General features: G+C 69.7%; 29 protein-coding genes. 8 read left to right on the forward strand and 21 right to left on the reverse strand.

Annotation, left to right across the window (positions count from 1 at the left end):
* Window positions 1-240: 240 nt before the first annotated feature.
* The 10 genes from G011_RS30700 to G011_RS0104640 form a co-directional block, all read right to left on the reverse strand.
* Window positions 241-414, reverse strand: a complete 174-nt coding sequence (locus G011_RS30700) for a DUF397 domain-containing protein (RefSeq protein ID WP_064972182.1) — start codon at window positions 412-414, stop codon at window positions 241-243.
* Window positions 415-417: 3 nt separating this feature from the next.
* On the reverse strand, window positions 418-588 hold the full coding sequence (locus tag G011_RS30915; protein ID WP_081642918.1) for a DUF397 domain-containing protein: 171 nt from the start codon (window positions 586-588) through the stop codon (window positions 418-420).
* A gap of 3 nt (window positions 589-591) precedes the next feature.
* Window positions 592-768: a DUF397 domain-containing protein gene (locus G011_RS30920; RefSeq protein ID WP_081642926.1), complete on the reverse strand. Its 177-nt coding sequence runs from the start codon at window positions 766-768 to the stop codon at window positions 592-594.
* Between the two features lie 60 nt (window positions 769-828).
* Window positions 829-999, reverse strand: a complete 171-nt coding sequence (locus tag G011_RS30705; protein WP_019607457.1) for a DUF397 domain-containing protein — start codon at window positions 997-999, stop codon at window positions 829-831.
* A gap of 247 nt (window positions 1,000-1,246) precedes the next feature.
* Window positions 1,247-1,411, reverse strand: a complete 165-nt coding sequence (locus G011_RS30710; protein ID WP_064972183.1) for a DUF397 domain-containing protein — start codon at window positions 1,409-1,411, stop codon at window positions 1,247-1,249.
* A gap of 3 nt (window positions 1,412-1,414) precedes the next feature.
* Window positions 1,415-1,594: a DUF397 domain-containing protein gene (locus tag G011_RS30925; protein ID WP_026338020.1), complete on the reverse strand. Its 180-nt coding sequence runs from the start codon at window positions 1,592-1,594 to the stop codon at window positions 1,415-1,417.
* A 61-nt stretch (window positions 1,595-1,655) separates the two neighbouring features.
* Window positions 1,656-1,835, reverse strand: coding sequence for a DUF397 domain-containing protein (locus tag G011_RS0104625; RefSeq protein WP_019607459.1), 180 nt, complete (start codon window positions 1,833-1,835; stop codon window positions 1,656-1,658).
* Window positions 1,832-2,011, reverse strand: a complete 180-nt coding sequence (locus G011_RS0104630; protein ID WP_019607460.1) for a DUF397 domain-containing protein — start codon at window positions 2,009-2,011, stop codon at window positions 1,832-1,834. Before G011_RS0104630 ends, G011_RS0104625 begins: the two co-directional genes overlap by 4 nt.
* A 3-nt stretch (window positions 2,012-2,014) precedes the next feature.
* Entirely contained in the window at window positions 2,015-2,182 is a 168-nt protein-coding gene (locus G011_RS30715; protein ID WP_019607461.1) for a DUF397 domain-containing protein, read from the reverse strand.
* Window positions 2,179-2,997 (reverse strand): helix-turn-helix transcriptional regulator, encoded by an 819-nt coding sequence (locus G011_RS0104640; RefSeq protein WP_155979711.1) that lies wholly within the window; start codon window positions 2,995-2,997, stop codon window positions 2,179-2,181. Before G011_RS0104640 ends, G011_RS30715 begins: the two co-directional genes overlap by 4 nt.
* A gap of 245 nt (window positions 2,998-3,242) precedes the next feature.
* Here G011_RS0104640 and G011_RS0104645 point away from each other — a divergent pair, with 245 nt between their 5' ends.
* Together G011_RS0104645 and G011_RS0104650 are read left to right on the forward strand one after the other, a co-directional pair.
* Window positions 3,243-3,695 (forward strand): ATP-binding protein, encoded by a 453-nt coding sequence (locus tag G011_RS0104645; protein ID WP_019607463.1) that lies wholly within the window; start codon window positions 3,243-3,245, stop codon window positions 3,693-3,695.
* 171 nt (window positions 3,696-3,866) lie between these two features.
* Complete coding sequence (locus tag G011_RS0104650; protein WP_019607464.1) at window positions 3,867-4,085, forward strand: helix-turn-helix domain-containing protein; 219 nt, start codon at window positions 3,867-3,869, stop codon at window positions 4,083-4,085.
* A 207-nt stretch (window positions 4,086-4,292) separates the two neighbouring features.
* Here the strand turns inward: G011_RS0104650 and G011_RS0104655 are convergent, their stop codons facing one another.
* The 4 genes from G011_RS0104655 to G011_RS0104670 form a co-directional block, all read right to left on the reverse strand.
* Window positions 4,293-4,769, reverse strand: coding sequence for a (2Fe-2S)-binding protein (locus G011_RS0104655; RefSeq protein ID WP_019607465.1), 477 nt, complete (start codon window positions 4,767-4,769; stop codon window positions 4,293-4,295).
* A gap of 13 nt (window positions 4,770-4,782) precedes the next feature.
* On the reverse strand, window positions 4,783-7,095 hold the full coding sequence (locus G011_RS0104660; protein WP_019607466.1) for a molybdopterin cofactor-binding domain-containing protein: 2,313 nt from the start codon (window positions 7,093-7,095) through the stop codon (window positions 4,783-4,785).
* A 148-nt stretch (window positions 7,096-7,243) separates the two neighbouring features.
* Window positions 7,244-8,476 carry an oxygenase MpaB family protein gene (locus G011_RS0104665; RefSeq protein WP_019607467.1) on the reverse strand — a complete coding sequence of 411 codons (1,233 nt, stop codon included), beginning with the start codon at window positions 8,474-8,476 and terminating at the stop codon, window positions 7,244-7,246.
* 115 nt (window positions 8,477-8,591) lie between these two features.
* Window positions 8,592-9,818 (reverse strand): oxygenase MpaB family protein, encoded by a 1,227-nt coding sequence (locus G011_RS0104670; RefSeq protein ID WP_019607468.1) that lies wholly within the window; start codon window positions 9,816-9,818, stop codon window positions 8,592-8,594.
* A 265-nt stretch (window positions 9,819-10,083) separates the two neighbouring features.
* Between G011_RS0104670 and G011_RS29520 the strand changes: the two genes are divergently transcribed.
* Window positions 10,084-10,797, forward strand: coding sequence for a TetR/AcrR family transcriptional regulator (locus G011_RS29520; RefSeq protein ID WP_019607469.1), 714 nt, complete (start codon window positions 10,084-10,086; stop codon window positions 10,795-10,797).
* On the opposite strand, the gene G011_RS0104680 is transcribed toward G011_RS29520, so the two are convergent.
* Together G011_RS0104680 and G011_RS0104685 are read right to left on the reverse strand one after the other, a co-directional pair.
* Entirely contained in the window at window positions 10,788-12,953 is a 2,166-nt protein-coding gene (locus G011_RS0104680) for a 3-hydroxyacyl-CoA dehydrogenase NAD-binding domain-containing protein (protein WP_019607470.1), read from the reverse strand. The genes G011_RS29520 and G011_RS0104680 overlap by 10 nt on opposite strands.
* A 40-nt stretch (window positions 12,954-12,993) precedes the next feature.
* Window positions 12,994-14,205, reverse strand: a complete 1,212-nt coding sequence (locus G011_RS0104685; RefSeq protein ID WP_019607471.1) for an acetyl-CoA C-acetyltransferase — start codon at window positions 14,203-14,205, stop codon at window positions 12,994-12,996.
* Between the two features lie 273 nt (window positions 14,206-14,478).
* On the opposite strand from G011_RS0104685, the gene G011_RS0104690 reads away from it, so the two are divergent.
* Window positions 14,479-16,299: a long-chain fatty acid--CoA ligase gene (locus G011_RS0104690; protein WP_019607472.1), complete on the forward strand. Its 1,821-nt coding sequence runs from the start codon at window positions 14,479-14,481 to the stop codon at window positions 16,297-16,299.
* A 420-nt stretch (window positions 16,300-16,719) separates the two neighbouring features.
* Here the strand turns inward: G011_RS0104690 and G011_RS0104695 are convergent, their stop codons facing one another.
* Together G011_RS0104695 and G011_RS0104700 are read right to left on the reverse strand one after the other, a co-directional pair.
* Window positions 16,720-17,739 (reverse strand): nitronate monooxygenase family protein, encoded by a 1,020-nt coding sequence (locus G011_RS0104695; RefSeq protein WP_019607473.1) that lies wholly within the window; start codon window positions 17,737-17,739, stop codon window positions 16,720-16,722.
* Window positions 17,740-17,748: 9 nt separating this feature from the next.
* On the reverse strand, window positions 17,749-18,891 hold the full coding sequence (locus tag G011_RS0104700) for an acyl-CoA dehydrogenase family protein (RefSeq protein WP_019607474.1): 1,143 nt from the start codon (window positions 18,889-18,891) through the stop codon (window positions 17,749-17,751).
* A 282-nt stretch (window positions 18,892-19,173) separates the two neighbouring features.
* On the opposite strand from G011_RS0104700, the gene G011_RS0104705 reads away from it, so the two are divergent.
* The gene (locus G011_RS0104705) at window positions 19,174-19,791 is read left to right on the forward strand and encodes a TetR/AcrR family transcriptional regulator (RefSeq protein ID WP_019607475.1); all 618 of its coding nucleotides are present in this window, start codon (window positions 19,174-19,176) and stop codon (window positions 19,789-19,791) included.
* A 546-nt stretch (window positions 19,792-20,337) separates the two neighbouring features.
* Window positions 20,338-20,655 carry a hypothetical protein gene (locus tag G011_RS0104710; protein WP_019607476.1) on the forward strand — a complete coding sequence of 106 codons (318 nt, stop codon included), beginning with the start codon at window positions 20,338-20,340 and terminating at the stop codon, window positions 20,653-20,655.
* A 39-nt stretch (window positions 20,656-20,694) separates the two neighbouring features.
* Here G011_RS0104710 and G011_RS0104715 read toward each other — a convergent pair whose 3' ends face one another.
* Window positions 20,695-21,927 carry an RNA-guided endonuclease TnpB family protein gene (locus G011_RS0104715; RefSeq protein WP_026338022.1) on the reverse strand — a complete coding sequence of 411 codons (1,233 nt, stop codon included), beginning with the start codon at window positions 21,925-21,927 and terminating at the stop codon, window positions 20,695-20,697.
* A 140-nt stretch (window positions 21,928-22,067) separates the two neighbouring features.
* Between G011_RS0104715 and G011_RS0104720 the strand changes: the two genes are divergently transcribed.
* A complete protein-coding gene (locus G011_RS0104720; RefSeq protein ID WP_019607478.1) occupies window positions 22,068-22,814 on the forward strand; it encodes a cyclopropane-fatty-acyl-phospholipid synthase family protein in 747 nt (248 codons plus the stop codon).
* Between the two features lie 190 nt (window positions 22,815-23,004).
* The gene (locus G011_RS0104725) at window positions 23,005-23,880 is read left to right on the forward strand and encodes a helix-turn-helix domain-containing protein (protein ID WP_026338023.1); all 876 of its coding nucleotides are present in this window, start codon (window positions 23,005-23,007) and stop codon (window positions 23,878-23,880) included.
* A gap of 137 nt (window positions 23,881-24,017) precedes the next feature.
* Here the strand turns inward: G011_RS0104725 and G011_RS31610 are convergent, their stop codons facing one another.
* Together G011_RS31610 and fahA are read right to left on the reverse strand one after the other, a co-directional pair.
* Complete coding sequence (locus G011_RS31610) at window positions 24,018-24,293, reverse strand: hypothetical protein (protein WP_155979712.1); 276 nt, start codon at window positions 24,291-24,293, stop codon at window positions 24,018-24,020.
* 106 nt (window positions 24,294-24,399) lie between these two features.
* Window positions 24,400-25,617, reverse strand: a complete 1,218-nt coding sequence (fahA, locus tag G011_RS0104735) for a fumarylacetoacetase (protein WP_019607481.1) — start codon at window positions 25,615-25,617, stop codon at window positions 24,400-24,402.
* Window positions 25,618-25,685 lie beyond the last annotated feature (68 nt).

Below are 25,685 nucleotides of genomic sequence, written 5' to 3' on the forward strand. Positions count from 1 at the left end.
CGAGATCAGCGCCGCCGCCGACGGAACCGTCTGGGGCGTCAACGCCAACAACAACATCTACCGCTACACCGGCGACCAGCCCTGATCCGGGTCTGAGGCAGGTGAGGGCCTCCCGCGTCGACGGAGTCGCGGGAGGCTCCCCGCCTGCCTGGTCCTGTGGAACGGGGTGCCCGCGCCCAGCGAACAGATGAGACCGGCCCCGCCCACTACGCCTGGGCGGGGCCGGTTCGCACTGTGCCGCTACTGGACGCGCACCGCTGCGAGCAGGGCGGTCCACTCGGGCGCCGGGGCCGACAGGTGGCCCAGCTCCCGGTGCTGGGTGTCGCGGATACCGGTGACCGGGCCCTCCGCGACCTCCACACAGTTACCGCCACGGCCATCGCTGTAGCTGGCCTTGTGCCAGTCAGACCTCACGGTTCACCCCTTCGTCACCGCGAGAACGGCGGCCCACTCCTGACGCGCGAACGTCAGACATCCCTGGTCCCGATGCTGATTGTCACGGACCTCCGCACCGACAGCACCCTCACGGGCCTCCACACAATTCCCGCCAGTGGAGCTGTAGGTGCTCTTGTGCCATTCAGACCTCACGGTTCACCCCTTCGTGACAGCAAGAACAGCAGCCCATTCCTGTGGAGTGAATGTCAGATGCCCTTGGTGTCGTTTCTGGGTGTCGCGGACCAGGGCCTCAGCACCTTCGCTGACCTCGACGCAGTTCTGCGACCCCGAACTGTAGGTGCTCTTGTGCCAAGGAGTGTTCTCGCGGTTCATCACAGACCTTTCATACTCACATGGGGCTTCCGAAGAACCCTCGCGAAGACAGCGTTTCCGCTACCGGCCGCGCACCGCGGCCAGGAGCGCCGTCCACTCAGGAGCCGGGGCCGACAGGTGGCCCAGCTCCCGGTGCTGGGTGTCGCGGATACCGGTGACCGGGCCCTCCGCAACCTCAACGCAGTTACCGCCACTACCATCACTGTAGGACGACTTGTGCCATTCCTTCACTATCTGCTCCTCAATCCGAGGTGATGAAGTAGATGCCTTGGGCCGGTGAGAACGCCGGGCTACGAAGCACTCCATCGTTCCTGGCAGTCTGTCACGTATCCGGCAGCCGTAGGATTCGACTTCTCCAGAAACTTCCGCACACTTCAGCTACTCCGTGAACGGCGTCCTTATCAACCAGAACGCTGCCACTGAGCACAAAAATGGCTCCCTGCCAGGGGATGGCAGGGAGCCGTCTCTGCGATGCGCTCTAGAGGGCCTTCACCAACGCGGTCCATGCGTCCGGCGTAAGTTCGATATGCCCGAGGTTACGGTTCTCCGTGTCCCTCACCAGGACCTTGTCGCCTTCAGCCACCTCCACACAGTTACCGCCACGGCCATCGCTGTAGCTGGCCTTGTGCCAGTCAGACCTCACGGTTCACCCCTTCGTCACGGCGAGAACAGCAGCCCACTCCTGACGCGCGAACGTCAGATGCCCCTGGTCTCGATGCTGAGTGTCACGCACGTCTGTGGAGGCGCCCTCACGCACCTCCACGCAGTTGCCTCCGTTGGCGCTGTAGCTGGACTTGCGCCAGGAAGCGTTCTTGGTTGTTCCCATCACGGACCTTTCAAGCTCGCGTGGAGGGTTCCGAGGGATCGCCGTGAAGACAGGGCTTCCCCTACCGGTCGCGCACTGCGCCCATCAACGCAGCCCACTCCAGTGCAGACACGGCGAGGTGGCCCAGCTCCCGGTTCTGGGTGTCACGGACGAACACCATCGCCGGACTCTCCTTGACCTCCACGCACTCACCTGAGTGACCGCTGTAAGAGGACTTGCGGTAGCCATCCACTGTGTTCACGACAAGTTCCTTCCCTTCGTGACAGCGAGAACGGCGGCCCACTCCAGCACAGGCACTGCCAGATGGCCGAGATCCCGGTTCTGGGTGTCGCGGATGCCGGTGACTGCACCCTCGCGCACCTCCACGCAGTTCTCCGCAGCAGTGCTGTAGGTGCTCTTGTGCCAGTCAGGCCTCACGGTTCACCCCTTCGTGACAGCGAGAACAGCAGCCCACTCCTGACGCGCGAACGTCAGATGCCCCTGGTCCCTGTTCTGAGTGTCGCGCACGTCTGTGAAGACACCCTCTCGGACCTCAACGCAGTGCCCGGTGTTGCCGCTGTAGCTGGACTTGTGCCACTCGTGGGTCACGTGCCTTCTCCTCCTAGCGATGCGATAAAACGCAAGCTCTCGACCGGCGACAGCGAGACGCCACGCAGGTCTCCAAACTGCTCAACGCAGTTTGCCACGACCCCGGGGTCTGTAATCACCTGCCCTGATCCAGGTGTCTCGGCGTACACAAGAGACTCCGCATGCGCCATGTTCAGTATGACCAGCGGCCCGTTCATCGCGCTATGGGCTCCTCGGTCCAAGGGAAGCACCTGGATCTGCACGCGAGGCTTAGCGGCTGCTTCGAGCAACCTCCTCAACTGCTCCTTCATCACTGCTTCGCCGCCTACGGACCGTCGGAGCGCCGCCTCGTCAATGATGAACAGGGTTAGTGGTGGAGCCTCCCGCTCAAGGATCTCCTGCCTTTGAAACCGAGCAGAGATGACCTGGTCCTTCTCTGCCTGCAACAGGGGCGGGAAAGCCGCCTCGACCAGAGCACATGCGTAGCTTTTCGTTTGGAGCAGGCCAGGGACGGCTTGCGGATGGAACTCGTAGATCGCCTGCGCCTTCTCTTCAAGCTCCACGAACTCTTGCAACCACCACGGCTGAGCTTGACGTGCTCCAGGCCACAGGTTTCGTAGGATTCCGTGGCACTCCAGAGCCGAGTCAGCGAGTTCAGCGAACCTCTTCGAGGGTTTCCGCTCTCCCCTCTCCACAGCCCCTACCTGCTGCTTTGATGTGCCAGTCTGGATACCAAGGTCATTTTGGGACATGTCAGCCAAATCCCTCAAACGCCTGAGTTCATTACCAAATTGCTTAACCGCAGCTCGCTCGGCAGGGGTCATCTTAGGTGGCATGACCACATGAAAACACGAATGGCCACGGATAGGAAGACCTTGTAGAACTTCGCATTCAATATCCGACCACCCCTGGAGCGTCTATTGCCTGGTCAGGCATGGTGGTTCCTGGATGCCGCACTGGGCCACACGAAGTGGCGACCAGGACACACAAACAACGTGATGGCAGCAAAAAGCCCCGGAGACCGAAGTCGAAGGCGGCCTCCGAGGCGAAGCGCTCCACCCCGAAACCCCCGAGGTGAAACATGCAAAAGTCTACCGTTCCGCCCATCCCGCTTCCACGCCGACTGTGCGGAACCGCCACCAAATCAGGCATTCTGCTCGGCCCCGAACTCGGCCACGTCAAGATCGCCCGCCGCTGGGCCGCCCAAGCCACCCGCTCCCGCCCCAGCCTGGCCGAACCCGTCAGCATCACCGTGTCCGAGCTGGTCACGAACACCCTGCGTCACTCGGCCTCCGGGCTCCCCGGCGGCACTATCCGCGTGGAGATCGAACGCACCCTCCGCCACCTGGAACTCTGCGTCACCGACAACGGCCCCCGCCCCGGCGACGAACCCAGCTTCCCGGCCGTGCCCGACCCCGAACCCATGCGTCCCAGCGGCAACGGACTGCGCCTGGTCGAGGCCCTGTGCTCCTACTGGGACTGGAAGCAGCACTCCTGCGGCGCGATCACCGTCCGCGCCGTCTTCCCCTGGTGACCCACGCGCCCCTGGTCGCCCTTCGGTCTCCGCTGCGTCCCGCGTAACCGCACGGACCAGGGCTGGCGCCCTCGGCACCAGCCCGAAGCCCCGCCTCCTCCTTCCCCGGGGAGGCGGGGCCACCCCACCCACCACACACAGAACAAGAACACCGGACACGGAAAGCCCCTCATGCCCGACTACAGCTACCTCCTCGACGGCCGCCCCGACGTCCTCACACCCAGCGAAGTCGCCCAACTCTTCAACATCCGCCCCCGCAGCCTCCACCGAGGCGAATGGGACAACGTCCTCAAACCCTTCCGCACCCCCGGCGGAGCACGCCGCTACCCCAAAGAACACATCGCCACCCTCCTCAACCAGCCGGACGAACCCGCCCTCCACGACGTCTGAGTCGGGGTGAAGGGCCCCGCGCGACCTCACGACCGCGCGAAACGACGACCGGTGACAGTGCGGCCCTCACCCCTGGTGGTGCCAGTCCAGCCAGGGCCGTGCGTCGGCCGGTGCGGTCCGCGGGCCCGCACCGGCCGACGTCCTGGGACGTGGTGCCCGTTCCCGCCCGCGGCGACCACGGCACGCGCCAGCGGACGGGAACGGGCCTCACATGCGCGCGGCGCCGGTCCTGATCGCCTCGCGGATCCGCGTGTAGGTGCCGCACCGGCAGATGTTGCGGATCCCGTCGAGGTCGTCCTCGGTGATCGCGCGGCCCTCCTCCGAGACCCGCCGGACCAACGCCACGGCGGCCATGATCTGTCCCGGCTGGCAGTAGCCGCACTGGGAGACGTCGTGTTCCAGCCATGCCTCCTGCATGGGGTGCAGTTCCGCCCCGACGGTGTCGGGGAGACCTTCGATCGTGGTGATCTCGTCGGTCTCCCGCAGGTTCTCGACCGGGACCGTGCACGGTGTGAACGCCTTGCCGTTGACATGGCTGAGACAGGCCCGGCAGACGCTGACACCGCACCCGTACTTGGGTCCGGTGACGCCGAGGAGGTCGCGCAGGACCCACAGGAGGCGCACGTCGCCCTCGACCTCGACGGTGACCTGTTCGCCGTTGAGGCGGAAAGTGTGCTCGGGCATGGGGGTCCTCACTTCAGTCGGCGTGGTCGAGGCCGTCGGCGGGCGGGGCGGGGATCGGCGGCACGGTCGGTACGGGTTCGAAGGACAGCACACCGTGGTTGATGGGGAAAGTGGTGGGCATGGTCCCGGTGGCGCGGGCGTAGGCGCACGCGACGGCGGCCTGGGCCGGTGCGACGGCGAGTTCCCCCGCCCCTCCGGGCTCCCCGGTTCCCGGCATCACGATGACCTCGAACTCCGGCGGCACGTTCCACTGCCGGGTGTAGAAGTCGTTGTCCCAGCTCGCTTCGAGGAAGTGGCCGTCCCTCAGATGCAGGCCGGAGGTGAGGGCGAGCGCGATCCCGTCCATGACGCCGCCCTGCATCTGGGCTTCGAGCCCGAGCGGGTTGACGGCCAGGCCGACGTCCACGGCGAGCACCACCTTGGTCACGCGCGGACCCGCCACGCCGTTGCGGATCGGCCGTTCCACGGTCTCACGACGGCAGTCCAGCTCGACCAGCACGGCGCAGTCGGCCTTGTACTCGTGCATGAAGGCGATGCCCTGCGCGGTGTCCGCGGGCATCTGCCTGCCCCACTCCCCCACTTCGGCGACCTTGTCCAGGACGGCGCGGGAGCGGTCGTCGTCGAGGTGGTCGCGCCGGAACTCGTAGGGGTCGCGGCCCATCTCCCGCGCCAGGCGGTCGACCACGAGTTCCCGCGCGCAGACCACGTTCGGCGAGTAGACGTTGCGCATGCTGCCGGTGTTGAAGCCCCGGTTGGTCTCGTTGAGCAGTCGGCTGCCCGATCCGAAGTCGTAGGAGGTGGCCTGGGAGAGCTGGAAGAACACCTGGGCGAACGTGCCGTCGAGCCCGGGGATCTGCGCGGCCATGGCGGTGACGACGTCCCCGAATCCGTGACCCAGGTCGGTGGAGACGCCGGTGTGCCTCTGGTCGTAGCGGAGCACCCTGTCGCCGATGCGGGAGACGCGCACACGGGAGGTGGCCATGGGCTGTGTGCGCCCCTGGCGGGTGTCGTCGGCTCGGTGCCACATGAGCTTGACCGGCTTGCCGAACCGCTGCGACGCCTCGGCCGCCTCCAGGGCGGCGTCGAAGAACAGCTTGCGGCCGAAGGAGCCGCCGCTCTGGGTGACGTGCACGGTGACCGCTCCCGGGGGGAGACCGAGCTTGTGGGCGATCGCGCCCTGGGCCGTGATCGGCGACTTGAGTCCCGACCAGATCTCGGCGCGCGTGGGGCGCACGTCGGCGATGGCGCAGTTGGGCTCCAGGGCGCTGTTGCCGCGGAAGTGGAAGGTGAACCTCTCGTCCACCGTCGAGCTGAACGGCGGCCTCGGGGGCATGGGGGCCTCGGCCCGCCCCAGTTCCCGGAGCACGTCCTCGTCGGACAATCCCTCGGCGGTACCCGGGGCCCAGGACACCTCCAGGGCGCGCACGGCGTCGATGCACTGTCCGAAGGTCGCGGCGCGCACGGCGACCCCGGTGGAGATGCGGGCGACGTCGGTGACGCCCGGCATCCGCGCGACCTCGTCGAGGTTGGCCACCGACCGGACCGTGCCGTTGATGGTCGGTGCCCGGCACACCATGGTCGGCAGGGCGTCCGGGACGTCGAGGTCCATGGCGAACTTCTTGCGCCCGGTGACGGCGTCCAGCGCGTCGGTGCGCCCGTGGGGTCGGCCGATGACGCTAAAGTCCCGCGACGTCTTGAGCCGTACGTCGACCCGTTCGGTGCTCGCGCTCGCGGCCCTGGCCGCCAGGGCCCCGAAGTCCCTGCTCCGCCCCGACCCGTCGGTGATCACCCCGTCCCGCACGGTCAGGTCGTCGACGCCGGTGCCCAGGTCGGCCGCAGCCGCCTCCAGCAGGCGCCTGCGCGCGACGGCGGCGGCCACACGGATGGGGGTGTAGGTCGAGATCGTCGTGTTGGAGCCCCCGGTGAGCTGGTTGAACACCAGTTCCGGTCGGGCGTCGGCCAGGGTGACCCGCACCCGGTCCACCGGGAGGTCCATCTCCTCGGCGATCAGCATGGCGGTCGAGGTGGTGATGCCCTGTCCGACCTCGGCCCGGGGCAGGGCGAAGGAGACGGTGCCGTCGTCGTGGACCTCGACCCTGATCAGGGAGGAGGTCGGTCGGGCGGCCAGCGTCATCACGTCGTTGAGGTCGACGACGTCCGTCAGGTCGGCCGTGCTCGCCCCCTCCTGCGCCGCGGCGCCGGCCGGGAGGAGGAGGTCGGCCGCGGTGACCAGGGTGGTCCCGGCCAGTACGTATCCGAGGAAACGCCGTCTGCCGACGACGTGTGCTCCGGGCTCCGACACGTCGGACCCTCCGGTTCTGCTCATCGAGTCGATCCCGTTCCTTGCGCGGTGTGCGTCGCCGGTGTGCCGCGGCCTCCCGCCGGCCGGGCCGGCACCGCGACCGTGGGGGCGCGGGGACGCCGCAGCGCCGCCCGCGCCCCGTTCCCGGCCGTGGTGCCGCCGGAGCCCGTGCTCACTCGGGCCGGTTGTGCGTGGGGATCTCGATGCTGATCGGTTTGGCCTCGGAGAGGAAGAGCAGTGCCGCCCTGCGGAGGAACTCGTCGAAGGTCCAGTAGAGGCTGCTCGTACCGGGGAACCTGTCGAGCGCGCCCTCGCGGACCGCGACGAAGGGCCCCCAGAAGGTCTTGAGCGCCCGGTCCCAGAACGGCTCCCTGGGGATCTCCAGCCACCCGGCGATCTCGTTGCCGAGCATGAACCGGGTGAACGAGCCGAGGACCGGACGGGTGATGATGCCGAGGTCGATCTGCTCGCCGAGGCCGAGGAGGATGTCGGCGAGGTCGACGCCCTCGCGGGTCGGGGCGAGGATCGGGTCCAGGACCTGCGTGGCCTGGGCGTCGGCCGCGTTCCACGTAGCGGGGATGTACTGGTCGTCGACCCCGAGCATGTGCGCGCCGACCTGCCAGGAGTGCAGGAACGCCTCGGACTCGTCGTCCGGGATCGGCACCTCCCACTCCGTCAGCTTGCGCATCACCGTGGTGGGCAGGCTGTGCCAGGTGACCATGATGTCCGCCTGGCTGATCGGGATCTCCTCCGGGGCGATCTCGGCCCAGTGCGGGGACTGCGGGAGCAGGTGGCGCACCGCGGCGTGGACCAGCCGGGTCTTGACCGCGGTCACGATCATCTCGCCGTCGGGCTGGTAGGCGTTGGTCGCCCCGATGTCGTAGCCGAGTTTGGCGGTCTTGGCGATGCGGGTCTTCATGTCCGCGCCGCCCTTGGAGTAGTAGACGGCCAGGGCCTCCTGGGGGATGACCGTGGACATCATGCCGCTCGCCAGCCCGTAGAGGACGCCGAGGTAGAGTCCGCGCTTCTCGTTGAACTCCACCGCGGTCGCCAGCTTGTCCTGGTCGGTCCAGGAGGGCAGCTCGCGGGCCTCCTCCATGAACTCCCGCAGGGCGGAGGGCAGGCCGGCGGGCAGGGGCTGGTCGTTGCGGGTCCACCGCCGGAGCAGTGTGTTGACCTGCGGGACGATTCCGTCCTCCAGGAGGGCGGAGACCACCGGGTCGGCCTTCGCGTCCCAGATCAGGTGGGGGTCGACCCCGCTCCCGGAGCCGGCCACGGAGTTCGTGGCCGACCAGGTCCAGTCGGTCAGCTCCCGCGCGCGGGCGGGGGACATCATGCCCACGGCGCCGAGGGCTCCCAGGAGCCCTCCGGCCGCGATGATCGTACGTCTGCTCGGCTCTTTCATGTCCTGGACTCCTTCGCCGGGTCGTCCGGTCCGGGGGCGACCCGAGAGTGGGGGGTGGGGGGAGCGCACGGGGCGGGGGTGCCGGATGCCCGTGCGCGAACGCGAGGGTGTCGGGTCAGTAGTCGGGGCGGTTGCCCGTGGGGATGGTGATCTTCGTTTCCTCGCCCTTGGTGAGGTAGAAGAGGATGTAGCGGCGTATCGCCTCCTCCAGGGTCCACGCGAGCGCGGGCACCGCGGGGCGGCCGATCGCCCCCTCGCGGAACCGCACCAGGGCGGGCCAGAGCCTGGGGATGAGGTAGTCCCACCTGCGTTCGTCGGGGATCTCGATCCAGTCGGCCGTCTGGTCCTCGACCAGGAACCGGGCGAGCGCGTTGCACAGCGGACGGCTGATGCTGCCGGGGCTGGTCTGCTCGGCCAGTTGGGAGAGCAGGGTGTCGGCGAGGACGACCCCTTCGCGGGTGGGTCCCATGTTGCGCGCCATGATCAGGTCCGACTGCGCGTAGGCCGCCTCCCAGGTGGCGGGGATGTACTCCTCGGAGATGCCCAGGAGGGCCGCGGCGACCTGCCACACGTGCAGGTAGGCCTCCGCCTCGTCGTCGGAGATCGAGACCTCCCACTCCTGCATCTTGCGCATGGTGAAGGTCGGCAGCGTGTGCCAGGTAACGAGCATGGCCTCCTGGTTGATCGGGATGGTCTCGTCCGACGACTCCCGCCAGTGCTCGGACTGGGGCAGCAGGTGCCGTACCGCCGCGTGCACCAGTCGGGTCTTCACGCACTCGACCACGCAGGTGCCCTCGGGGCGGAAGGCGTCCAGCGAGCCGACCGAGAACCCGAAGATGCTCGTCTTGGCCACCCGGTCCTCCATGTCCGCGCCTCCGGCGGAGTAGTAGACCGAACGCGCCTCCTTGGGGATGGCGCAGGCCAGCATGCCCCCGCCGGGCCCGTTGCAGAGGTTGAGGTAGAGGCCGTGGGTCGTGTTGAACCGGGCCGCGAGTTCGAGCTTGTCCCGGTCGGCCCAGGAGGGCATCCTCCTGGCCTCCTCCATGAAGTCCCGCAGGTCCGAGGGCAGGCCCTGCGGCAGCGGTTGCTCGTTCCTCTCCCAGTTCCACAGCAGGTCGTTGACCCCGGGGACGGCGCCGCGGTCCAGGAGGGACCTCAGGAGCGGGTCCGCGGCCCCGTCCCAGACCTCGAACGGGTCGAGACCGGTGCCGGAGCCGGCCACCGAGTCCCCGGGCGACCACGACCAGCCGACCATCGCGCGTGCCTGCGCCGGTGCCGCCGCCACCAGTGCGCCGAACGCACCCGCGGCGATCAGGGCCCGACGCCTACTGAGCTGCCCCATGACCGAACTCCTCTCAGGACAGAGAACAAAGTGATACGCTGATACGTAGTTTGCTTCTGCGTATCATCAGCGAAACACAAGTGGATATGGAAAGCCAGATACGTAGGCCAAGAAAATCGGAACATATTCTTCGGGGCGTCGGCGCCGGACCGGGCTGCCGCCCGGACCACCGGGGCCGCGGCGGCGGTCCGAGGCGTGTCCGCCCGCCGCCCCGACGACTCCGAGGACAAGGGAGACGAGCGTGGAACCGGTACCCTCTGTTCTCATGGCGCCCACAGAATCGGAATCGCTCCTGGAGCGGGCCTACGCCGATGCGCTCAGCCGCGCCGAGGACCACGACACGGTCACGACACGTCTGCTCGACGCCGCCTACGAGCAGTTCTGCCGTCTGGGCATCCGACGCTCCACCATGGAGGACGTGGGCCGTCGGGCTGGCCTGTCCAGGATCACGGTCTACCGCCGTTTCGCCACCAAGGACGACCTGGTCGAAAGCGTGGTGCGCCGGGAGTTCCGCCGCTACTTCGACCGGTTCCTCGTCGACATCGAACAGGCCGCGACGGTCTCCGAGCGCGTGGTGTGCGGCTTCGTGAGCTCGCTGCGGGCCATCCGCGGGAACCCGTTGATCGGCGGTCTCCTGGAGGACGAACCGGACGTCCTGGCGCCCTCGATGATCGGTGACGGCGGACGCACCCTGGCCACCGTGCGCGCCTTCGTCGCCGGACAACTGCGCCTCGAACAACAGGCGGGCACCATCTCCGCGGAGGTGGAGGTCGAGCGTGTCGCCGAGCTCATGGTCCGTGTCTCCGCCTCCTTCCTGATCATCCCCAGCCACCTCATCGACCTGGACGACGACGCGGAACTGCGTGCGGTGGCCGAACAGTTCCTGGTCCCCATGCTCGAACCCCCCCGGGCGACGCCCCGGGCGCACAGGCCGCCGGGCGGGCCCGGACAGGACCCGCCCGGCGCGGGTCACGCGTAGCGTTCGCCCGCCCGTGCCCTGGCCACGAGCGACTCGGGCGGGTCGAACCGGTCACCGTAGGCCGCGGCGAGCCGCTCCGCCCGGGCGACGAACCCGGGCAGCCCTCCCGGGTAGCCGTTGATGTACTGCAGGGTGCCCCCGGTCCAGGGCGGGAACCCGATGCCCAACAGGGATCCGACGTTGGCGTCGGGCACCGACCGCAGCACCCCCTCGTCCAGACAGCGGACGGTGTCCAGCGCTTCGGAGAACAGCATGCGCTCCCGCATGTCCTCGAACGGGATCTCCCGGCCGGCGACGGCGAAGTGCTCGTACAGGCCCGGCCAGAGCCGCGTGCGCGCACCGTCCTCGTACTCGTAGAAGCCCGCTCCGGACGAGCGTCCCCCACGCCCGAACTCGTCGATCATCCGGTCGACCACCGCCTCCGCGCCGTGCGCCGTCCACTCCCCTCCCTCGGCCAGGACCGCGGCGCGGGTCTCCTCCCTGATCTTGCGGGGCAGGGTCAGGGTCAGCTCGTCCAGGAGCCGCAGCGGCGGGGTCGGATAGCCGGCCTGGGCCCCCGCCTGCTCGATGGACGCGGGGTTGATCCCCTCGCCGAGCATCGCGACCGCCTCGTCGACGAACCTGCCGATGACACGGCTGGTGTAGAAGCCCCGGCCGTCGTTGACCACGATCGGGGTCTTGCCGATCCGCCGGGCGACGTCGACGGCCCTGGCCAGGGTGTGCTCGCCGGTGTGCTCCCCGACGACGATCTCCAGCAGCGGCATCCTGTCCACGGGCGAGAAGAAGTGCAGGCCGATGAAGTCCTCCGGCCGGCTCACGCCCTCGGCCAACGCGGTGATCGGCAGGGTCGAGGTGTTGGACGCCAGGAGGGTCCCGGGGGCGACCACGGCCTCGACCTCCTGGAACACCTTGTGCTTGAGGGAGGGGTCCTCGAAGACCGCCTCGATCACCAGGTCGCAGTCGGCCAGGTCCGCGACCTCGACGGTCGGCAGGATGCGCGCCAGGACCGCCCCGGCCTCGTCCGCGCCCATCCGGCCGCGGTCGACGGCCCTGGCGAGCAGTTTCTCCGAGTACCCCTTGCCGCGTTCGGCGGCGGCGGTGTCCACGTCCTTGAGCACGACCTCCAGCCCGGCGCGGGCGCACGAGTAGGCGATCCCCGCGCCCATCATGCCCGCGCCCAGCACCGCGACCTTCACGGGTTCGTAGGGGGCGTGCCCGGACGGGCGGTTGCCCCCGCCGTTGATGTGCTGCATGTCGTAGAAGAACGCCTGCATCATGTTCTTCGAGACCTGGCCGACCATCAGCTCGACGAGGTATCCGGTCTCGATCCTCTGCGCGGTCTCCAGGTCCACCTGCGCGCCCTCGACGGCGGCGGCGAGGATGTTGCGGGGCGCCGGTGCGTTCGCGCCCCTGAGCTGCTTCCTCAGGGTCGCGGGAAGGACGGGCAGGGACATCCGGACCCCGGGGTGGGAGGGGGAGCCGCCCGGCATGCGGTAGCCCTCCCGGTCCCAGGGCTGCGCCGACCCGGGATGGGACAGGATCCACTCCCTGGCCCGGGCCATGAGCTCCTCACGGGTGTCGACCACCTCGTGCACCAGGCCCTTGGCCAACGCCTGCGCGGGGCGGTACCGCTGCCCGCGGAGCAGGACGTCCGTCAACGCCCTCTCCAGGCCCAGCAGCCGGACCGTCCGGGTGACGCCCCCGGCCCCCGGGAGCAGGCCCAGGGTCACCTCCGGCAGGCCGATGCGGCTGTCCGGGGTGTCCAGGGCGATCCGGTGGTGGCAGGCGAGCGCGATCTCGAACCCGCCGCCCAGCGCCGTGCCGTTGATCGCCGCGACCACCGGCCCGCCGAACGTCTCCAGGCGGCGCAGTTGGGACTTCAGGGTCGCGCACAGGTCGGTGAGGTCCTCGGCGTCCTGCGGCCGGGCCCGGCTCATCGCGTCGACGTCACCGCCGGCGAAGAAGCTCGTCTTGGCGGAGGTGAGCACGACACCGGTGACGGTCCCGGCCTGCGCCTCCAAACGGTCGACCGTGGCCTGCATCGCGTCCACGTACGTCCGGTTCATGATGTTGACCGGGCGGTCGGGGTCGTCCATCGTCAGGACGACGACGCCGTCGGCCCCCTGGTCCCAGGTGAACATGTTCGTGTCGGGCATCTCTGCGGTGTTTCCTTTCGGCCTCGTCGGGGGTGGGGGCTCAGACGCGTTCGATCACCGTGGCGATGCCCATGCCGCCGCCCGCGCACAGGCTGACCACGGCGCGCCGGGCGTTGCGGCGTTCCAACTCGTCGACGACCGTGCCGACCAGCATGGCCCCGGTCGCGCCGAGCGGGTGCCCCATGGCGATCGCCCCGCCGTTGACGTTGACCTTCTCCCAGGGCAGCCCGAGGTCCCGGACGTACCTGAGCACCACGGAGGCGAAGGCCTCGTTGATCTCGAACAGGTCGATGTCGTCCACCGTCAGCCCGGCCAGGTCGAGCGCCTTGCGCGTGGCCGGGGCGGGCCCGGTCAGCATGATGGTCGGGTCCGCCCCGCTGAGCGCGGCGGACACGACCCGGGCGCGGGGGGTGAGCCCCAGGGCCGAGCCCGCCTCCTCGGAGCCGATCAGGACCAGTGCCGCGCCGTCCACGATCCCCGAGGAGTTGCCCGGTGTGTGCACGTGGTCGATACGCTCCACCCAGTGGTACTTCTGCAGCGCCACGGCGTCGAAGCCCGCCATGTCGCCGAGAGCGGCGAAGGAGGGCGTCAGGGCGCCGAGGTCGGAGACCGTGGTCCCGCTGCGCATGTGCTCGTCGTGGGCCAGCACCGGCACCCCGTTGCGGTCCCGGACCGGGACCACCGACTTGGCGAAGCGGCCGCCGGACCAGGCGCGGGCGGCCAACTGCTGGGAGCGCACGGCGTAGGCGTCCACGTCGTCGCGGGAGAAGCCCTCGACGGTCGCGATGAGGTCGGCGCCGATGCCCTGGGGGACGAAGTAGGTGTCGTAGTTCGTCTCGGGGTCGTCGCTCATCGGGCCGCCGTCGCTGCCCATCGGCACCCGTGACATGGATTCCACACCGCCCGCGAGCACCAGGCGCTCCCAGCCGGAGCGGACCTTCTGCGCGGCGGTGTTCACCGCTTCGAGCCCGGAGGCGCAGAAACGGTTGAGTTGGACCCCCGCGACGTGGTCGGGCAGTCCGCAGGCCAGGGCCGCGGTCCTGGCGATGTCCATGCCCTGGTCCCCCACGGGGGAGACCACGCCGAGCACGATGTCGTCCAGCCACCAGGGATCGAGGTCGGGGTGGCGCCGCCGCAGCTCATCGATGAGACCGGTCACCAGCGACAGGGGCTTGACCTGGTGCAGCGAGCCCTTCTTCCCACGGCCCCTCGGTGTCCGGATCGCGTCGTAGATGTAGGCCTCGGTGGTCACGTGTGTGCCGTCCCTTCTGCCGGGGAGCGCGGGGCCCGGCCCCGGTGTGGTGCGACGGTGCGTTGCGCGCTCGGCTTCCTTCATGATCGCCCTTGTTGACTTTTTGTCAATAGCGCTTTCCCGCGCGGACACTGGATGACAATAGGGCCACAAAGCCACCGCGAGACTCTGCCGAGGAAGTTTGCCTCCTGCTATTGACACATAGACAACAAAGTTACAGTGTGGTCTCACTCACACCGATCCTGGCGGTTCGAGACGAAGGGACTCCCCCCTGTGACGATCGAGGAACAGGTACGGCAGGCCGTCGAGGGACAGACGATCCCCCGCTTGCTGCGCCGCAACGCCCGCCTCTTTCCCGACCACCCCGCCCTCACCGACGGCATCGGCCCCGACGCGACGACGTGGACCTGGTCGCGGCTGCGCGACGAGGTCGCGGCACTCAGCCGGGCCTTCGCCCTCCTCGGGATCCGGCCCGGCGACCGGGTGCTGATCGCCATGTCCAAGAGGCCCGAGCACTGGGTCGTCGACCTGGCCGCGATCCACCTCGGCGCTCTGGCGTGCTCCGCGTACGACACCCTGAGCGCCGAGCAGATCCGCTACATCGTCCGGCACAGCGCGGCCACCATGGTCGTCCTGGAGGGCCCGGAGCAGGTGCGGCGCTGGCAACCGGTCCTGGACGAGGCTCCGCACCTGCGCGCCGTGGTGGTGCTGGACCCCGACGCGGTCCGGCCCGGGGACGGGCGGTTCGTCGGCTACTCCGGACTGCGGGGCGACACCGTCCCCGAAGCGGGCAGCCCCGAGTTCGAGGAGCTGACCGACGCCGTCACCGAGGACCAACCGCTGACCCTCGTCTACACGTCGGGCACCACGGGCGACCCCAAGGGGGTCGTGCTGTCCCACCGCAACGTCATCCACGAGTCCCTCATGCAGGAGCACCTCGTCACGGCGCCGGAGCACCCGAGAACGGTGGCCTACCTGCCGCTGGCGCACATCGCCGAACGTGTGCTCGGCGTCTACATGCCGATCTGCAACGCCGGACACGTCACCATCTGCGGGGACCCGGCCCAGCTCCCCGCGGCCCTGCGCACGGTGCGGCCGAACGGGTTCTTCGGCGTCCCGCGGGTGTGGGAGAAACTGGCGGCCGGTCTGAGGATGCAGCTCGACCGGCTGCCCGAGGAGGCCGCCGCCGCGGTGACACCCGCCAGGGAGGCCGCGGCACAGGTCTTCCGTCTCCGCTCCCGGGGCGAAGAGGTGCCCGCCGACCTGGCCGAGCGGGCGCAGCGCCTGGACGGGGAGGTCCTGAAACCGATCCGGGCCGCCATCGGCCTCGACGAGTGCCACCGCAGCTTCAGCGGTGCGGCGCCCATCCCCACGTCGGTCCTGGAGTTCCTGGCCGGCGTCGGCCTGACCGTGTACGAGGTGTGGGGGCTCAGCGAGACCACCGGGTCCGCGACCGTCAGCACCTCCGAGGGGTTCGAGCTGGGAGCGGTCGGCCGGCCCGGCCCCGGCATCGAGGTCGCCGTCGCCGACGACGGGGAACTCCTCGTGCGCGGTCCGGTGGTCTTCCCGGGGTACCTGGACGAGCACGGCGGGATCGTCCCCGCCACGGACGGGGACGGGTGGCTGGCCACCGGCGACATCGGCACGGTGAACGAGCGGGGCATCATCTCCATCACCGACCGCAAGAAGGAACTCATCATCACGTCCGGGGGCAAGAACATCGCCCCCACCAGGATCGAGTCCTCCCTGCGGGCGCACCCCCTCGTCGCGTACGCGGTCGCGATCGGCGACTCCCGTCCCTACGTCACCGCCCTGATCGTCCTCGACGAGGAGTCGGCCCCGCTCTGGGCACGCGCGCAGGGGATCGACGTCGCGACCCCGGACGGGTTGGCAGGGCACACCGTCGTGCTCAAAGCGCTCGACGAGCTGGTCGAGAGCACGAACGCGTCCCTGTCACAGGCCGAGCAGGTCAAGAAGTACCGGGTCCTGGCCGGCCCGTGGACCGCCGAGTCGGGGGAGCTGACGCCGAAGCTGAGCCTGAAGCGCAGGGTGATCGTGGACCGCTACGCCGACGTCATCGACTCGATGTACTAGGCAGTGTTCTTTTGGACCTCCGCTCCGCTTCGTCCCACCCGTCGCCCGCCACCACCCTCAACGGACGCCTACGGCGCAGTCCTTCTTGTGTTCGGGCGCCCGGAGGACAGGAACCTTCGGCGCCTACGGCACCTCCAGAACCCTGTGGGCGCCCGAACCAAACCCCCACAAGCTGAGGCTGGGTCAAAAAACAGAACCTAGGCGGGTTCTCCTGGGACCCGCGCCGGACCGCGCCCCGCCCCTCCCCTGCCGGAGGGGCGGGGCGCACACGCGGTGGCGGGGTCCGGCGCCCTTTGGCACCGAACCCCGCGTCGTGGCCCGGCCGGTGCGTGGGACCGGGGCCCGGACCGCGGAGGTCGCGGGCAGGGGAAGGGGGTCGGGCACCCGTCGCGGGCGCCCGACCCCCGGGTCGCGGGGCGGTCACACGCGCGCGGCCCCGCGCTCCCGGTCCGCGTGGGCGGCCGCGTCGTCGACGCGAAGGGCGGGGAGACCGCGCGCTATCAGCTCCTCGGCCTCGGCGACGATCCGGTCGACGGCCTCGCGCACCGTCGGGATGTCGTCGATGAGCCCCTGGGTCAGACCGACGCTCCAGATCCCGGCCTCCAGGTCGCCCTCCTCGAACACCTTGCGTCCCCGTGCGCCGGCGACCAGCTCCCGGACATCGGGGAACGCGCCACCACCGTCGAGGATCTCCACCACCTTCCGGCTGACCGTGTTGCTCGCCACCCGCGCCGTGTTGTTCAGCGACCGGAAGATCAGCTCGGTGTCCCTCTCGGTGCCGGCGACGATCCTCTCCTTGACCCGGTGGTGCACCGGCGACTCGACCGTGCACAGGAACCTGCTGCCCATGTTGACGCCGTCGGCGCCCAGCGCGAGGGCGGCGACCAGACCGCGCCCGTCCGCGAACCCGCCCGAGGCGATCACGGGGATCGACAGCCGCCGGACCGCCGCGGGGATGAGGACGAGGCCGGGGACGTCGTCCTCACCCGGGTGTCCCGCGCACTCGAACCCGTCGATGCTCACCGCGTCGGCGCCGACCTTCTCGGCCTTGAGCGCGTGCCGCACACTGGTGCACTTGTGCAGCACCTTGACCCCGGCCTCGTGGAACTCCGGGATGTGCTCGGCCGGGTTGAAGCCGGCCGTCTCCACCACGCCGATCCCGCTCTCGATGATCACCCTGCGGTACTCGTCGTAGGGCGGGGGGTTGATGGAGGGGAGGATCGTGAGGTTGACGCCGAAAGGCTTGTCGGTCATCTCCCGGCACCGCCGGATCTCGGCGGCCAACGCCTCCGGGGTCGGCTGTGTCAGCGCGGTCAGGAACCCGAGCGCGCCCGCCTCGGCCACGGCCGCGACCAGCTCGGCCCGGCCCACCCATTGCATGCCCCCCTGGACGACGGGGTGTCGCACCCCGAAGGTCTCGCAGAACCGGGTCGTCAGCATCTTCGCACCTCAGAGTCCGTAGGTCTTGCCGATGATGTCCCGCTGGATCTCGCTCGTGCCCCCGTAGACGGTGGAGACCACCGTCGACCGGAGCAGGGACTCCATCCCGTACTCGGTGGCGTAGCCGTAGCCACCGAGCATCTGCATGCCCTCCAGGGTCACGTGCTTGGCCAGTTCCGTGCACTTGAGCTTGGCCATCGACGCCTCACGGGCGAAGATCCGGTCGGGGGCGGCGTCGATGGCGGCCGCGACGTCGTCGACCAGGAGCCGGGCGCACTCCAGTTCGGTGGCCATGTCGGCGATGCGGTGCTTGAGCACCTGGAAGGAGCCGATGGGCCGACCGAACTGCTCCCGCTGGCGCACGTAGTCCAGGGTGTCGTCGAAGGCCCGGCGGGCGGTGCCCAGCATGAGGGCGGCGAGGATCATCCGCTCCAGGTTCAGGCCGGCCATGAGCTGTTTCCACCCCTGCCCCGGCACGCCGACCACGGCCGAGTCCGGGAGGAAGCAGTCGGTGAAGTAGAGGTCGTTGACCTCACGGCCGCCCATGGTGTCGATGCCGCTGATCTTCAGGCCCGCGACGCCGGTGGGCACCAGGAACTGGGTCAGGCCCTCGTGTTTGGAGCCCTCCTGCGAGGTGCGCGCGGTGAGCAGGATGTGGTCGGCGATGTGCGCGTTGGAACACCAGGTCTTCTGGCCGTTGACGACGTACCCGCCCTCGGTGCGCAGGGCGCGGCAGGTCAGGGCTCCCACGTCGGACCCGGCGCCGGGCTCGGACATGGAGACGGCCTCGACCCCGCCCTGGACGACGCCCTCCAGGACCGTGCGCTTCTGCTCCTCGGTCCCGAACTCCGTGTAGGCCGCCGCGGCGATGATCGTGGTCCCGAAACCGCTGATCGGCGCACGACCGTAGGCGGTCTCCTCCAGGAAGAGGAACAGCTCCGTCATCCCGAGTCCGCTCCCGCCGTACTCCTCCGGGAGCGAGATCCCCAGCCAGCCCAGATCGGCCATCTTGGCGTACAGACCCTGGTGGTGCGGTTCCTGGCCGTGGTCGGTCAGCGCGTCGCGCTGCTCCTTCGTTCCGCACTCGCGCTCGCAGAACCTGGTGATCGCGTCGACCAGGTCCCTCTGTTCGTCGGTCAGGACTCGCGGCATGTCGTGCCTTTCTCGGTGCAGGCGGGGACAACGGCCATTGTCCGCAAGTTATTGCCTATGTGTCAATAGTGAGACATCCCTGTCGACAGGGATACTCTCGATGTCCCGGCGCGCCCTTGACGATGCCTCGTTGGCGTTTGTTCGACAGCGTGGCGGGGAAGGGGTCCCGATCAGGGGGTGCGGCGCGTCCCGCGTCGTGACGAACGACGGGCGTGCGGGTACCGGTGGTACTTTTGCGGCTGTCGTCAGCGTCCCGCGGACCAGGTGGAGGGGTGAACGTTCGTGCAACCGACCGTGCAGCGGCGCCGTCTCGAACCCGACCAGAGGCGTTCGGAGATCCTGGCCGTGGCCCGCGCCCTGTTCGGCGAGCGCACCTACTCGGCCGTGTCGGTGTCCGAGATCGCCCGCGAGGCGGGGGTCGCCCGGGGGCTGGTCAACCACTACTTCGGCGGCAAACGTCAGCTCTACCTCGAAGTCGTGCGGCGGATGCTGATCGTTCCGGCCTCGGTCGCCGAGAACCTGCCCCGGACCACCGTCGAGGAGCGGGTCTCGATCTGCGTGGACCGGTGGCTGGACGTGGTCGAACGCAACAAGGAGATGTGGCTGTCGGCGATCGGCTCCGAGGCCATCGGCCAGGACCGCGACACCGAGAAGATCCTGTTGGAGGCCGACGAGGTGGCCACCGACCACATCCTCCAGGCCGCCATGATGTCCGACGTCGTCGAGGGGCGGGACGAACTCCGGGCCATGATCCGGGCCTACGGCAGCATGCTGAAGGCGGCCTCCCGGGAGTGGCTGGTGCGCGGTGCGCTCAGCCGCGCCGACCTGCACGTCATGCTGACCTCCTCCGTCCTGCACCTCCTACAGACCGTCTTCCCCGCGGTGCGCGGGAACACCTGAGGCGGTTCCCCCGGGAACCGCGCCCGGACGGCGGACGCGCCGAGGCCGTCGGAGCCGGGACCGCGACCGCCCGCCGGGCCCGTGCCGTCGCTGGAGACGCCCGGTGCCGGGTGGAGCCTGCGACGGCCCCGGCGGAAGGCCGTTGGACACGACGGGTCGGGTCTCCGACGTGCCGCCCGCTTTGCGTCGATTCCACTGCGGGTGTAGTGTTCGGCCGGCGAGAACGAGTTCGCCCGGAGATCCAAGGAGGTGAGTCGCATGGTCGCTGTGGAGACCACCGCTGTGCGCGGTGCCCGGACCATCCTCACTTCCCGGGCCTCGTCCTGACCTTCGCCTGCCGTCCTCCCCTGCGGGAGTAGTACCGGCACGCCTGCCGTCCGGCGGGGCCCCCTTTCAAGGGTCTCCACATTGTTTCGCCGATCCGCTTCACCTTCACCCGCTCTCCCTCCTCCCACACGCGTCCTGACCCTGGCCGACTACGTCCGGGACGCGGAGCGTGAGCGCTCCCTGGCCCCGTCACGGGCTGACGGTCTGCTCCCGGGCCGCGTGGTGCGGGCCGAGCGCGGCCCGCACGCCGCCGACGAGGGCCCGGAGCAGACCTTCGCCGATATCTCCGAACCGGCGCGGGACCGCCGCTTCGCGGACTGCGCCCACACCGGTGAGCCGGGGTGCGCCGTGCTGTCCGCCGTCGAGGACGGCCGACTTCCCCGGCGGCGCCTGGACAGCTACCACCGGCTGCGACGCGAGAACGCCCACGCGGCCGCCCGCACCGACGCGCGGCTGCACGCCGAGACGAAGCGGCAGGGCAGGCAGGGCGCACGCCTGCGCCGCGCCATCGAGCAGTCCCCGAACTCCAAGGCTTGACTTCCTCTCCTGCCTGAAGACAGGAGATTCCGGAACCACCTACCGGTGGTTCGAGGCCAAAGCCTCGTCACGGGTCGCCCCGTGGCCTTCCTGCTTCATTGCCGGTCGCCCCGTCCGGGAGGACTCCCGTTGAGGTCTCACACCAGCTCCACAGGCAACAACCGCCAGCCCGGCGGCTACGAGATTGAGCGCCGCGTTCACATCACGGTCATGAGCCACCCCACAGCTGGGGCACGTCCACGTCCGTACACGCAGCGGCAACGACGCATTGAGGTACCCGCAGCCGGGCGTCGAACACAGCCGGGAGGAGGGGAAGAACCGGTCCACCACGACCAGGTCCCGCCCGTACCAGGCGCACTTGTACTCCAGCATCGTGCGCAGCTCACGCCAGGCCACATCGGAGATCGCCCGGGACAGCCGACGGTTCTTGACCAGGTTGCGCACCGACAAATCCTCGATCACGACCGCTTGGTTCTCGCGGACGAGTCGAGTGGAGAGCTTGTGCAAAAAGTCCCGACGCCGGTCGGTGATGCGGGCGTGCACCCGCGCGACCTTGCGGCGCGCCCTGTCCCGGTTGGCGCTGCCCCTGGCCTTGCGGGCCAGCGCCCGCTGCGCCTTGGCCAGCCTGGCCCGGTCGCGTCGCTCGTGGCGGGGGTTGGCCACCTTCTCCCCGGTCGACAAGGTCACCACGGAGGTGATTCCGGCGTCGACACCGACCGCGTCGCGAGTGGCCGGGATCTGCGCGATGGTGTCCTCGCACAGGAGCGAGACGAACCAGCGTCCGGCCGCGTCCCGCGACACGGTCACCGTCGACGGGCGTGCTCCTTCGGGCAGGGGCCTCGACCACACGATGTCCAGGGGTTCGGCCATCTTGGCCAGGGTCAACTGTCCGTCGCGGTAGCGGAAGGCGGACCGGGTGTACTCCGCCGAGGCCCGGGAGGTCTTCTTGGACTTGAACCGCGGATACTTCGCGCGCCGGTCGAAGAAGTTGCGAAAGGCGGTGTGCAGGTGGCGCAGCGTCTGCTGGAGCGGGACGCAGGAGACCTCGGTGAGGAAGGACAGCTCCTGCGTCTTCTTCCAGGCGGTGAGCATCGCCGAGGTCCGGGAGTAGCCCATCCGCTCCTGACGCTGCTGCCACGCTGCGCTGCGTTCGGCCAAGGCGCGGTTGTAGACCAGGCGCACGCACCCGAACGTGCGCGACAGCTCAGCCGCCTGCGCATCACTCGGGTAGAAACGGTACCGAAACGCCCGCTTCACGCTCTTCCTGGTCATGGCACACACCGTAGCGACCGCCCTGCGGCCGTGTGAGCCGAATCCAACACAAAGTCACGGAAAGGAGAGGGCGTGTTCTCCAGGCTCTGAAGGACGGGGTATCCACGCCCAACAAACAGATGACGGAAAGGAATCTGGTCATGAACCTTCCCCGTATCTTCACCATCCGCGAGAGCGGCCACCGGATCCACAACCCGCTGACCGCGGACAAGTTCGCCGCCCTGGGCGAATCGCTCCGCCTCGCCCCCGGGACACGGGTGCTCGACCTGGCCAGCGGCTCGGGCGAGATGCTGTGCACCTGGGCGCGCGACCTGGGCTTCACGGGCACCGGGGTGGACATCAGCACGCTCTTCACCGAGCAGGCCCGGGCCCGCGCCGCCGAACTGGGCGTCGCGGACCGGGTCGAGTTCGTCCACGGTGACGCCGCGGGCCATGTCGCGGACGAACCGGTCGATCTGGCCGCCTGTGTCGGCGCCACCTGGATCGGCGGCGGTGTCGCCGGGACGGTCGAGCTGCTCCAACGCAGCCTCCGCCCCGGGGGCATGATGCTGATCGGCGAGCCGTACTGGCGGGCCGCTCCTCCGGACGAGGAGACCGCCCGGGACTGCAACGCCACCGCCATCGCCGACTTCCTGGAGCTTGCGGACCTGATCGGGCGGTTCCAGGATCTGGGGTACGACGTCGTGGAGATGACGCTGTCCGACCAGGACAGCTGGGACCGGTACGCCGCGGCGCAGTGGCTCAGTATGCGCCGCTGGCTCGACCGGAACCCGGACGACGAGCTGGCCCCCGAGGTGCGTGAGGAGCTCTCCACCGAGCCCGTCCGCTACGCGCGCGGCACACGTGAGTACCTCGGCTGGGGGGTCTTCGCCCTCATGAGGCGCTGACGCTCCCGCCGTGTGCCGGGGCCCGGGCGACACACCGCCTGGGCCCCGACTCGGTGGGCCCCAGCTTGGCGGACACCGGCGTGGCGGACACCGGCGTGGTGGGTCCCGGATTGATCGCAGGCGCACGGCAACTGTCGGGAACCGCACCGTCCGCGCTCGTTAACGTCACCGGTGAACGAAGGGGGAAGTGGTGCTGGACCGGTTGAACAAGGCCCTGGAGCACGTCGAGGAGGACCCCGGCCGCCCGGTGGACGTGTCGGCGATGGCGCGCACCGCGCTGACCTCCGAGCACCACCTGCGCCGGATGTTCGCCGCGCTGGCGGGGATGCCGCTGTCGGAGTACGTGCGCCGACGCCGCCTCACCCTGGCCGGAGCCGAGGTGCTGGAGGGCCGCAGAACGCTGCTCGACATCGCCGTCGACCACGGGTACTCCTCGGCCGAGGCGTTCACCCGGGCCTTCCGCGCCGTGCACGGCGTCACCCCCGGCCAGGCCCGGCGCACCGGGGCCGCGCTGGTCTCCCAGCCCCGCCTGGCCTTCCACCTCACCATCGAAGGGAGCACCGCGATGCGCTACCGCGTCCTCGACAAGGACGCCTTCGCCCTGGTCGGGCCGGGAAGGCGGATCCCCCAGATCGACGAGGGCCCCAACCCCGACATGGTCGCCTTCACCGAAGCGGTCGACGACGCCACCTGGGAGCGGCTCGACGCGCTCAGCGACCAGGAGCCCCGCGGCGCGCTGTCGGTGACGCTCGCCCTGCCGGACGGTGAGGAGGTGGACTACTACGTCGCCGCGGCCACCGCCGCGCCCGCCCCCGCCCCCGAGGGGATGGAGCGCCTGGAGGTTCCCGCGGGCACCTGGGCGGTGTTCCCCTTCGAGCGGGCGGCCTTCCCCCACGGGCTGCAAGCGCTGTGGCGCGCGGTCTACACCGAGTGGTTCCCGGCCCACCCCGCCTACCGCACCGCCCCCGGCCCGGCGATGGTGGCCGTCGAGCACCAGGAGGAGCCCGACCTCGGTTCGGGCCACCTGTGGCTGCCCGTGGAGAAGCAGGGCCCGGCAACGGGGTGAGCGGGCCCCACCGCTGACCGGGCGTCCCGCAGGCAAGACGCCTGAGGCACAGAACACCCGCCGTCCGGATGAACGGGGACGGCGGGTGTTCGCGTTCCTGGTCAGGGGTCGTGTCGAGGACACCACGGCCCCTCGGGTCAGCGGGTCTCCTCCCCGCGCACGTTGGCGGTGGTGTCCGTGCCGATGACTCGAACCCGCCCGTCGGCCGTGTACTCCCACTCGTCCGGCTCATCGGCGAGGTTCTCGCCGGACTCGGCGATGCGGATCATGTCCTCATAGGCTCTGCGCCGGTCTTCTTCTCCGGCCAGAGCGCGTAAGCCACGCCGGGTCAGTTCACTGGTCGACTCCCCCGGCCTCTTCAGGCGCTCGATGAGTTGTCCGCCATCCTCGTTGGGACGGAAACCGGTGCTCATGCGGTCACGGTACAACGAGTGCTGGGCAGGCCTTGGATGTCTACCTGTTCGTGTGCAGAACGGCCCCGCGCGCCCTCCGAAGGGTGCGCGGGGCCGTTCCGAGACCTCAGCGGGCGGGGAGGATCCTGCCGGTCACCTCACCGAAGTGCACGGTGGTTCCGTCCGGGCCCGGGGCGGTGGCGGTGATGGTCACCTCGTCGCCGTCCTCCAGGAAGGTGCGTTCGGTGCCGTCCGGCAGGCTCAGCGGTTCCTTCCCGCTCCAGGTCAGCTCCAGGAAGCACCCCCGCTGCCCGCGCTCGGGGCCGCTGACCGTACCGGAGGCGTACACGTCCCCGGTGCGCAGGGACGCCCCGTTGACGGTCATGTGCGCGAGCTGCTGGGCCGCCGTCCAGTACATCTGCGAGAACGGCGGCGTGGAGACCAGGTGCCCGTTCAGACGCACCTCCAGGCGCAGGTCCAGTCCCCAGGGTCCGTCCTCGCCGCGAAGGTAGGGCAGCGGCTCGGGGTCCTGGGCGGGCTGCTCCACGCGCGCGGACTCCAGCGCGGCCAGCGGCACGATCCACGGCGACACCGACGTGGCGAACGACTTTCCCAGGAACGGCCCCAGCGGCACGTACTCCCAGGCCTGGAGGTCACGGGAGGACCAGTCGTTGAGCAGGAACACCCCGAACACGTGGTCGGCGAAGTCGTCCACCCCCACGCGCTCGCCCATCTCGGTTCCGGTCCCGACGACGAAGCCCACCTCGGCCTCGATGTCCAGGCGGACCGAGGGCCCGAAGACGGGAGCGGGCTCGGTCGGCGGCTTGCGCTGGCCGGTGGGGCGCACGATGTCGGTCCCCGAGACCACGATGGTGCCCGAACGCCCGTGGTAGCCGATGGGCAGGTGCTTCCAGTTGGGGGTGAGGGGCTCCTGGTCGGGGCGGAACATGCGGCCGACGTTGCTGGCGTGGTGCTCGGAGGCGTAGAAGTCCACGTAGTCGGCGACGGTGAAGGGCAGACGCATGCGCACGGACGCCCGGTCCACCAGGTGCGGGCGCACGGCCTCGGCGCGCGCGGGGTCGGTGAACCAGTCGGTGAGCGCGGCGCGCACCTGGTCCCACACCGGCCGTCCGGCGGCCAGCAGGGCGTCCAGGCTGGGCCGGTCGACGGTGTCGGCGAAGGGCGCGTCCAGGGCGCGGGCCGCGGCCCCCAGGTCCAGGACGTGGTCACCGACGGCCACGCCCGTGCGGGGCGCGGGGTCGTCGGCGGTGCCGAACACGCCGTAGGGCAGGGTGGCCAGGCCGAACTGCGCGTCCGGGGCGAGGTCGAGCCAGCTGTCGGGCATGGCGTTCGCTTTCTTGGAGTGGACGGTTTCTCGAAGCGGGGGGCTCTTCACATGGACGGGTTCTGCGA

Source organism: Nocardiopsis sp. CNS-639 (genome assembly GCF_000381685.1).
Taxonomy (GTDB): Bacteria; Actinomycetota; Actinomycetes; order Streptosporangiales; family Streptosporangiaceae; genus Nocardiopsis; species Nocardiopsis dassonvillei.

Coding starts and splice junctions, on each gene's coding strand:
- G011_RS30920 (WP_081642926.1), bottom strand. CDS start 768: ATGAACCGCGAGAACACTCCTTGGCACAAGAGCACCTACAGTTCGGGG.
- G011_RS30925 (WP_026338020.1), bottom strand. CDS start 1,594: ATGGGAACAACCAAGAACGCTTCCTGGCGCAAGTCCAGCTACAGCGCC.
- G011_RS0104640 (WP_155979711.1), bottom strand. CDS start 2,997: ATGCCACCTAAGATGACCCCTGCCGAGCGAGCTGCGGTTAAGCAATTT.
- G011_RS0104645 (WP_019607463.1), top strand. CDS start 3,243: ATGCAAAAGTCTACCGTTCCGCCCATCCCGCTTCCACGCCGACTGTGC.
- G011_RS0104650 (WP_019607464.1), top strand. CDS start 3,867: ATGCCCGACTACAGCTACCTCCTCGACGGCCGCCCCGACGTCCTCACA.
- G011_RS0104655 (WP_019607465.1), bottom strand. CDS start 4,769: ATGCCCGAGCACACTTTCCGCCTCAACGGCGAACAGGTCACCGTCGAG.
- G011_RS0104660 (WP_019607466.1), bottom strand. CDS start 7,095: ATGAGCAGAACCGGAGGGTCCGACGTGTCGGAGCCCGGAGCACACGTC.
- G011_RS0104665 (WP_019607467.1), bottom strand. CDS start 8,476: ATGAAAGAGCCGAGCAGACGTACGATCATCGCGGCCGGAGGGCTCCTG.
- G011_RS0104670 (WP_019607468.1), bottom strand. CDS start 9,818: ATGGGGCAGCTCAGTAGGCGTCGGGCCCTGATCGCCGCGGGTGCGTTC.
- G011_RS29520 (WP_019607469.1), top strand. CDS start 10,084: ATGGCGCCCACAGAATCGGAATCGCTCCTGGAGCGGGCCTACGCCGAT.
- G011_RS0104680 (WP_019607470.1), bottom strand. CDS start 12,953: ATGCCCGACACGAACATGTTCACCTGGGACCAGGGGGCCGACGGCGTC.
- G011_RS0104695 (WP_019607473.1), bottom strand. CDS start 17,739: ATGCTGACGACCCGGTTCTGCGAGACCTTCGGGGTGCGACACCCCGTC.
- G011_RS0104700 (WP_019607474.1), bottom strand. CDS start 18,891: ATGCCGCGAGTCCTGACCGACGAACAGAGGGACCTGGTCGACGCGATC.
- G011_RS0104715 (WP_026338022.1), bottom strand. CDS start 21,927: ATGACCAGGAAGAGCGTGAAGCGGGCGTTTCGGTACCGTTTCTACCCG.
- G011_RS0104720 (WP_019607478.1), top strand. CDS start 22,068: ATGAACCTTCCCCGTATCTTCACCATCCGCGAGAGCGGCCACCGGATC.
- G011_RS31610 (WP_155979712.1), bottom strand. CDS start 24,293: ATGAGCACCGGTTTCCGTCCCAACGAGGATGGCGGACAACTCATCGAG.
- fahA (WP_019607481.1), bottom strand. CDS start 25,617: ATGCCCGACAGCTGGCTCGACCTCGCCCCGGACGCGCAGTTCGGCCTG.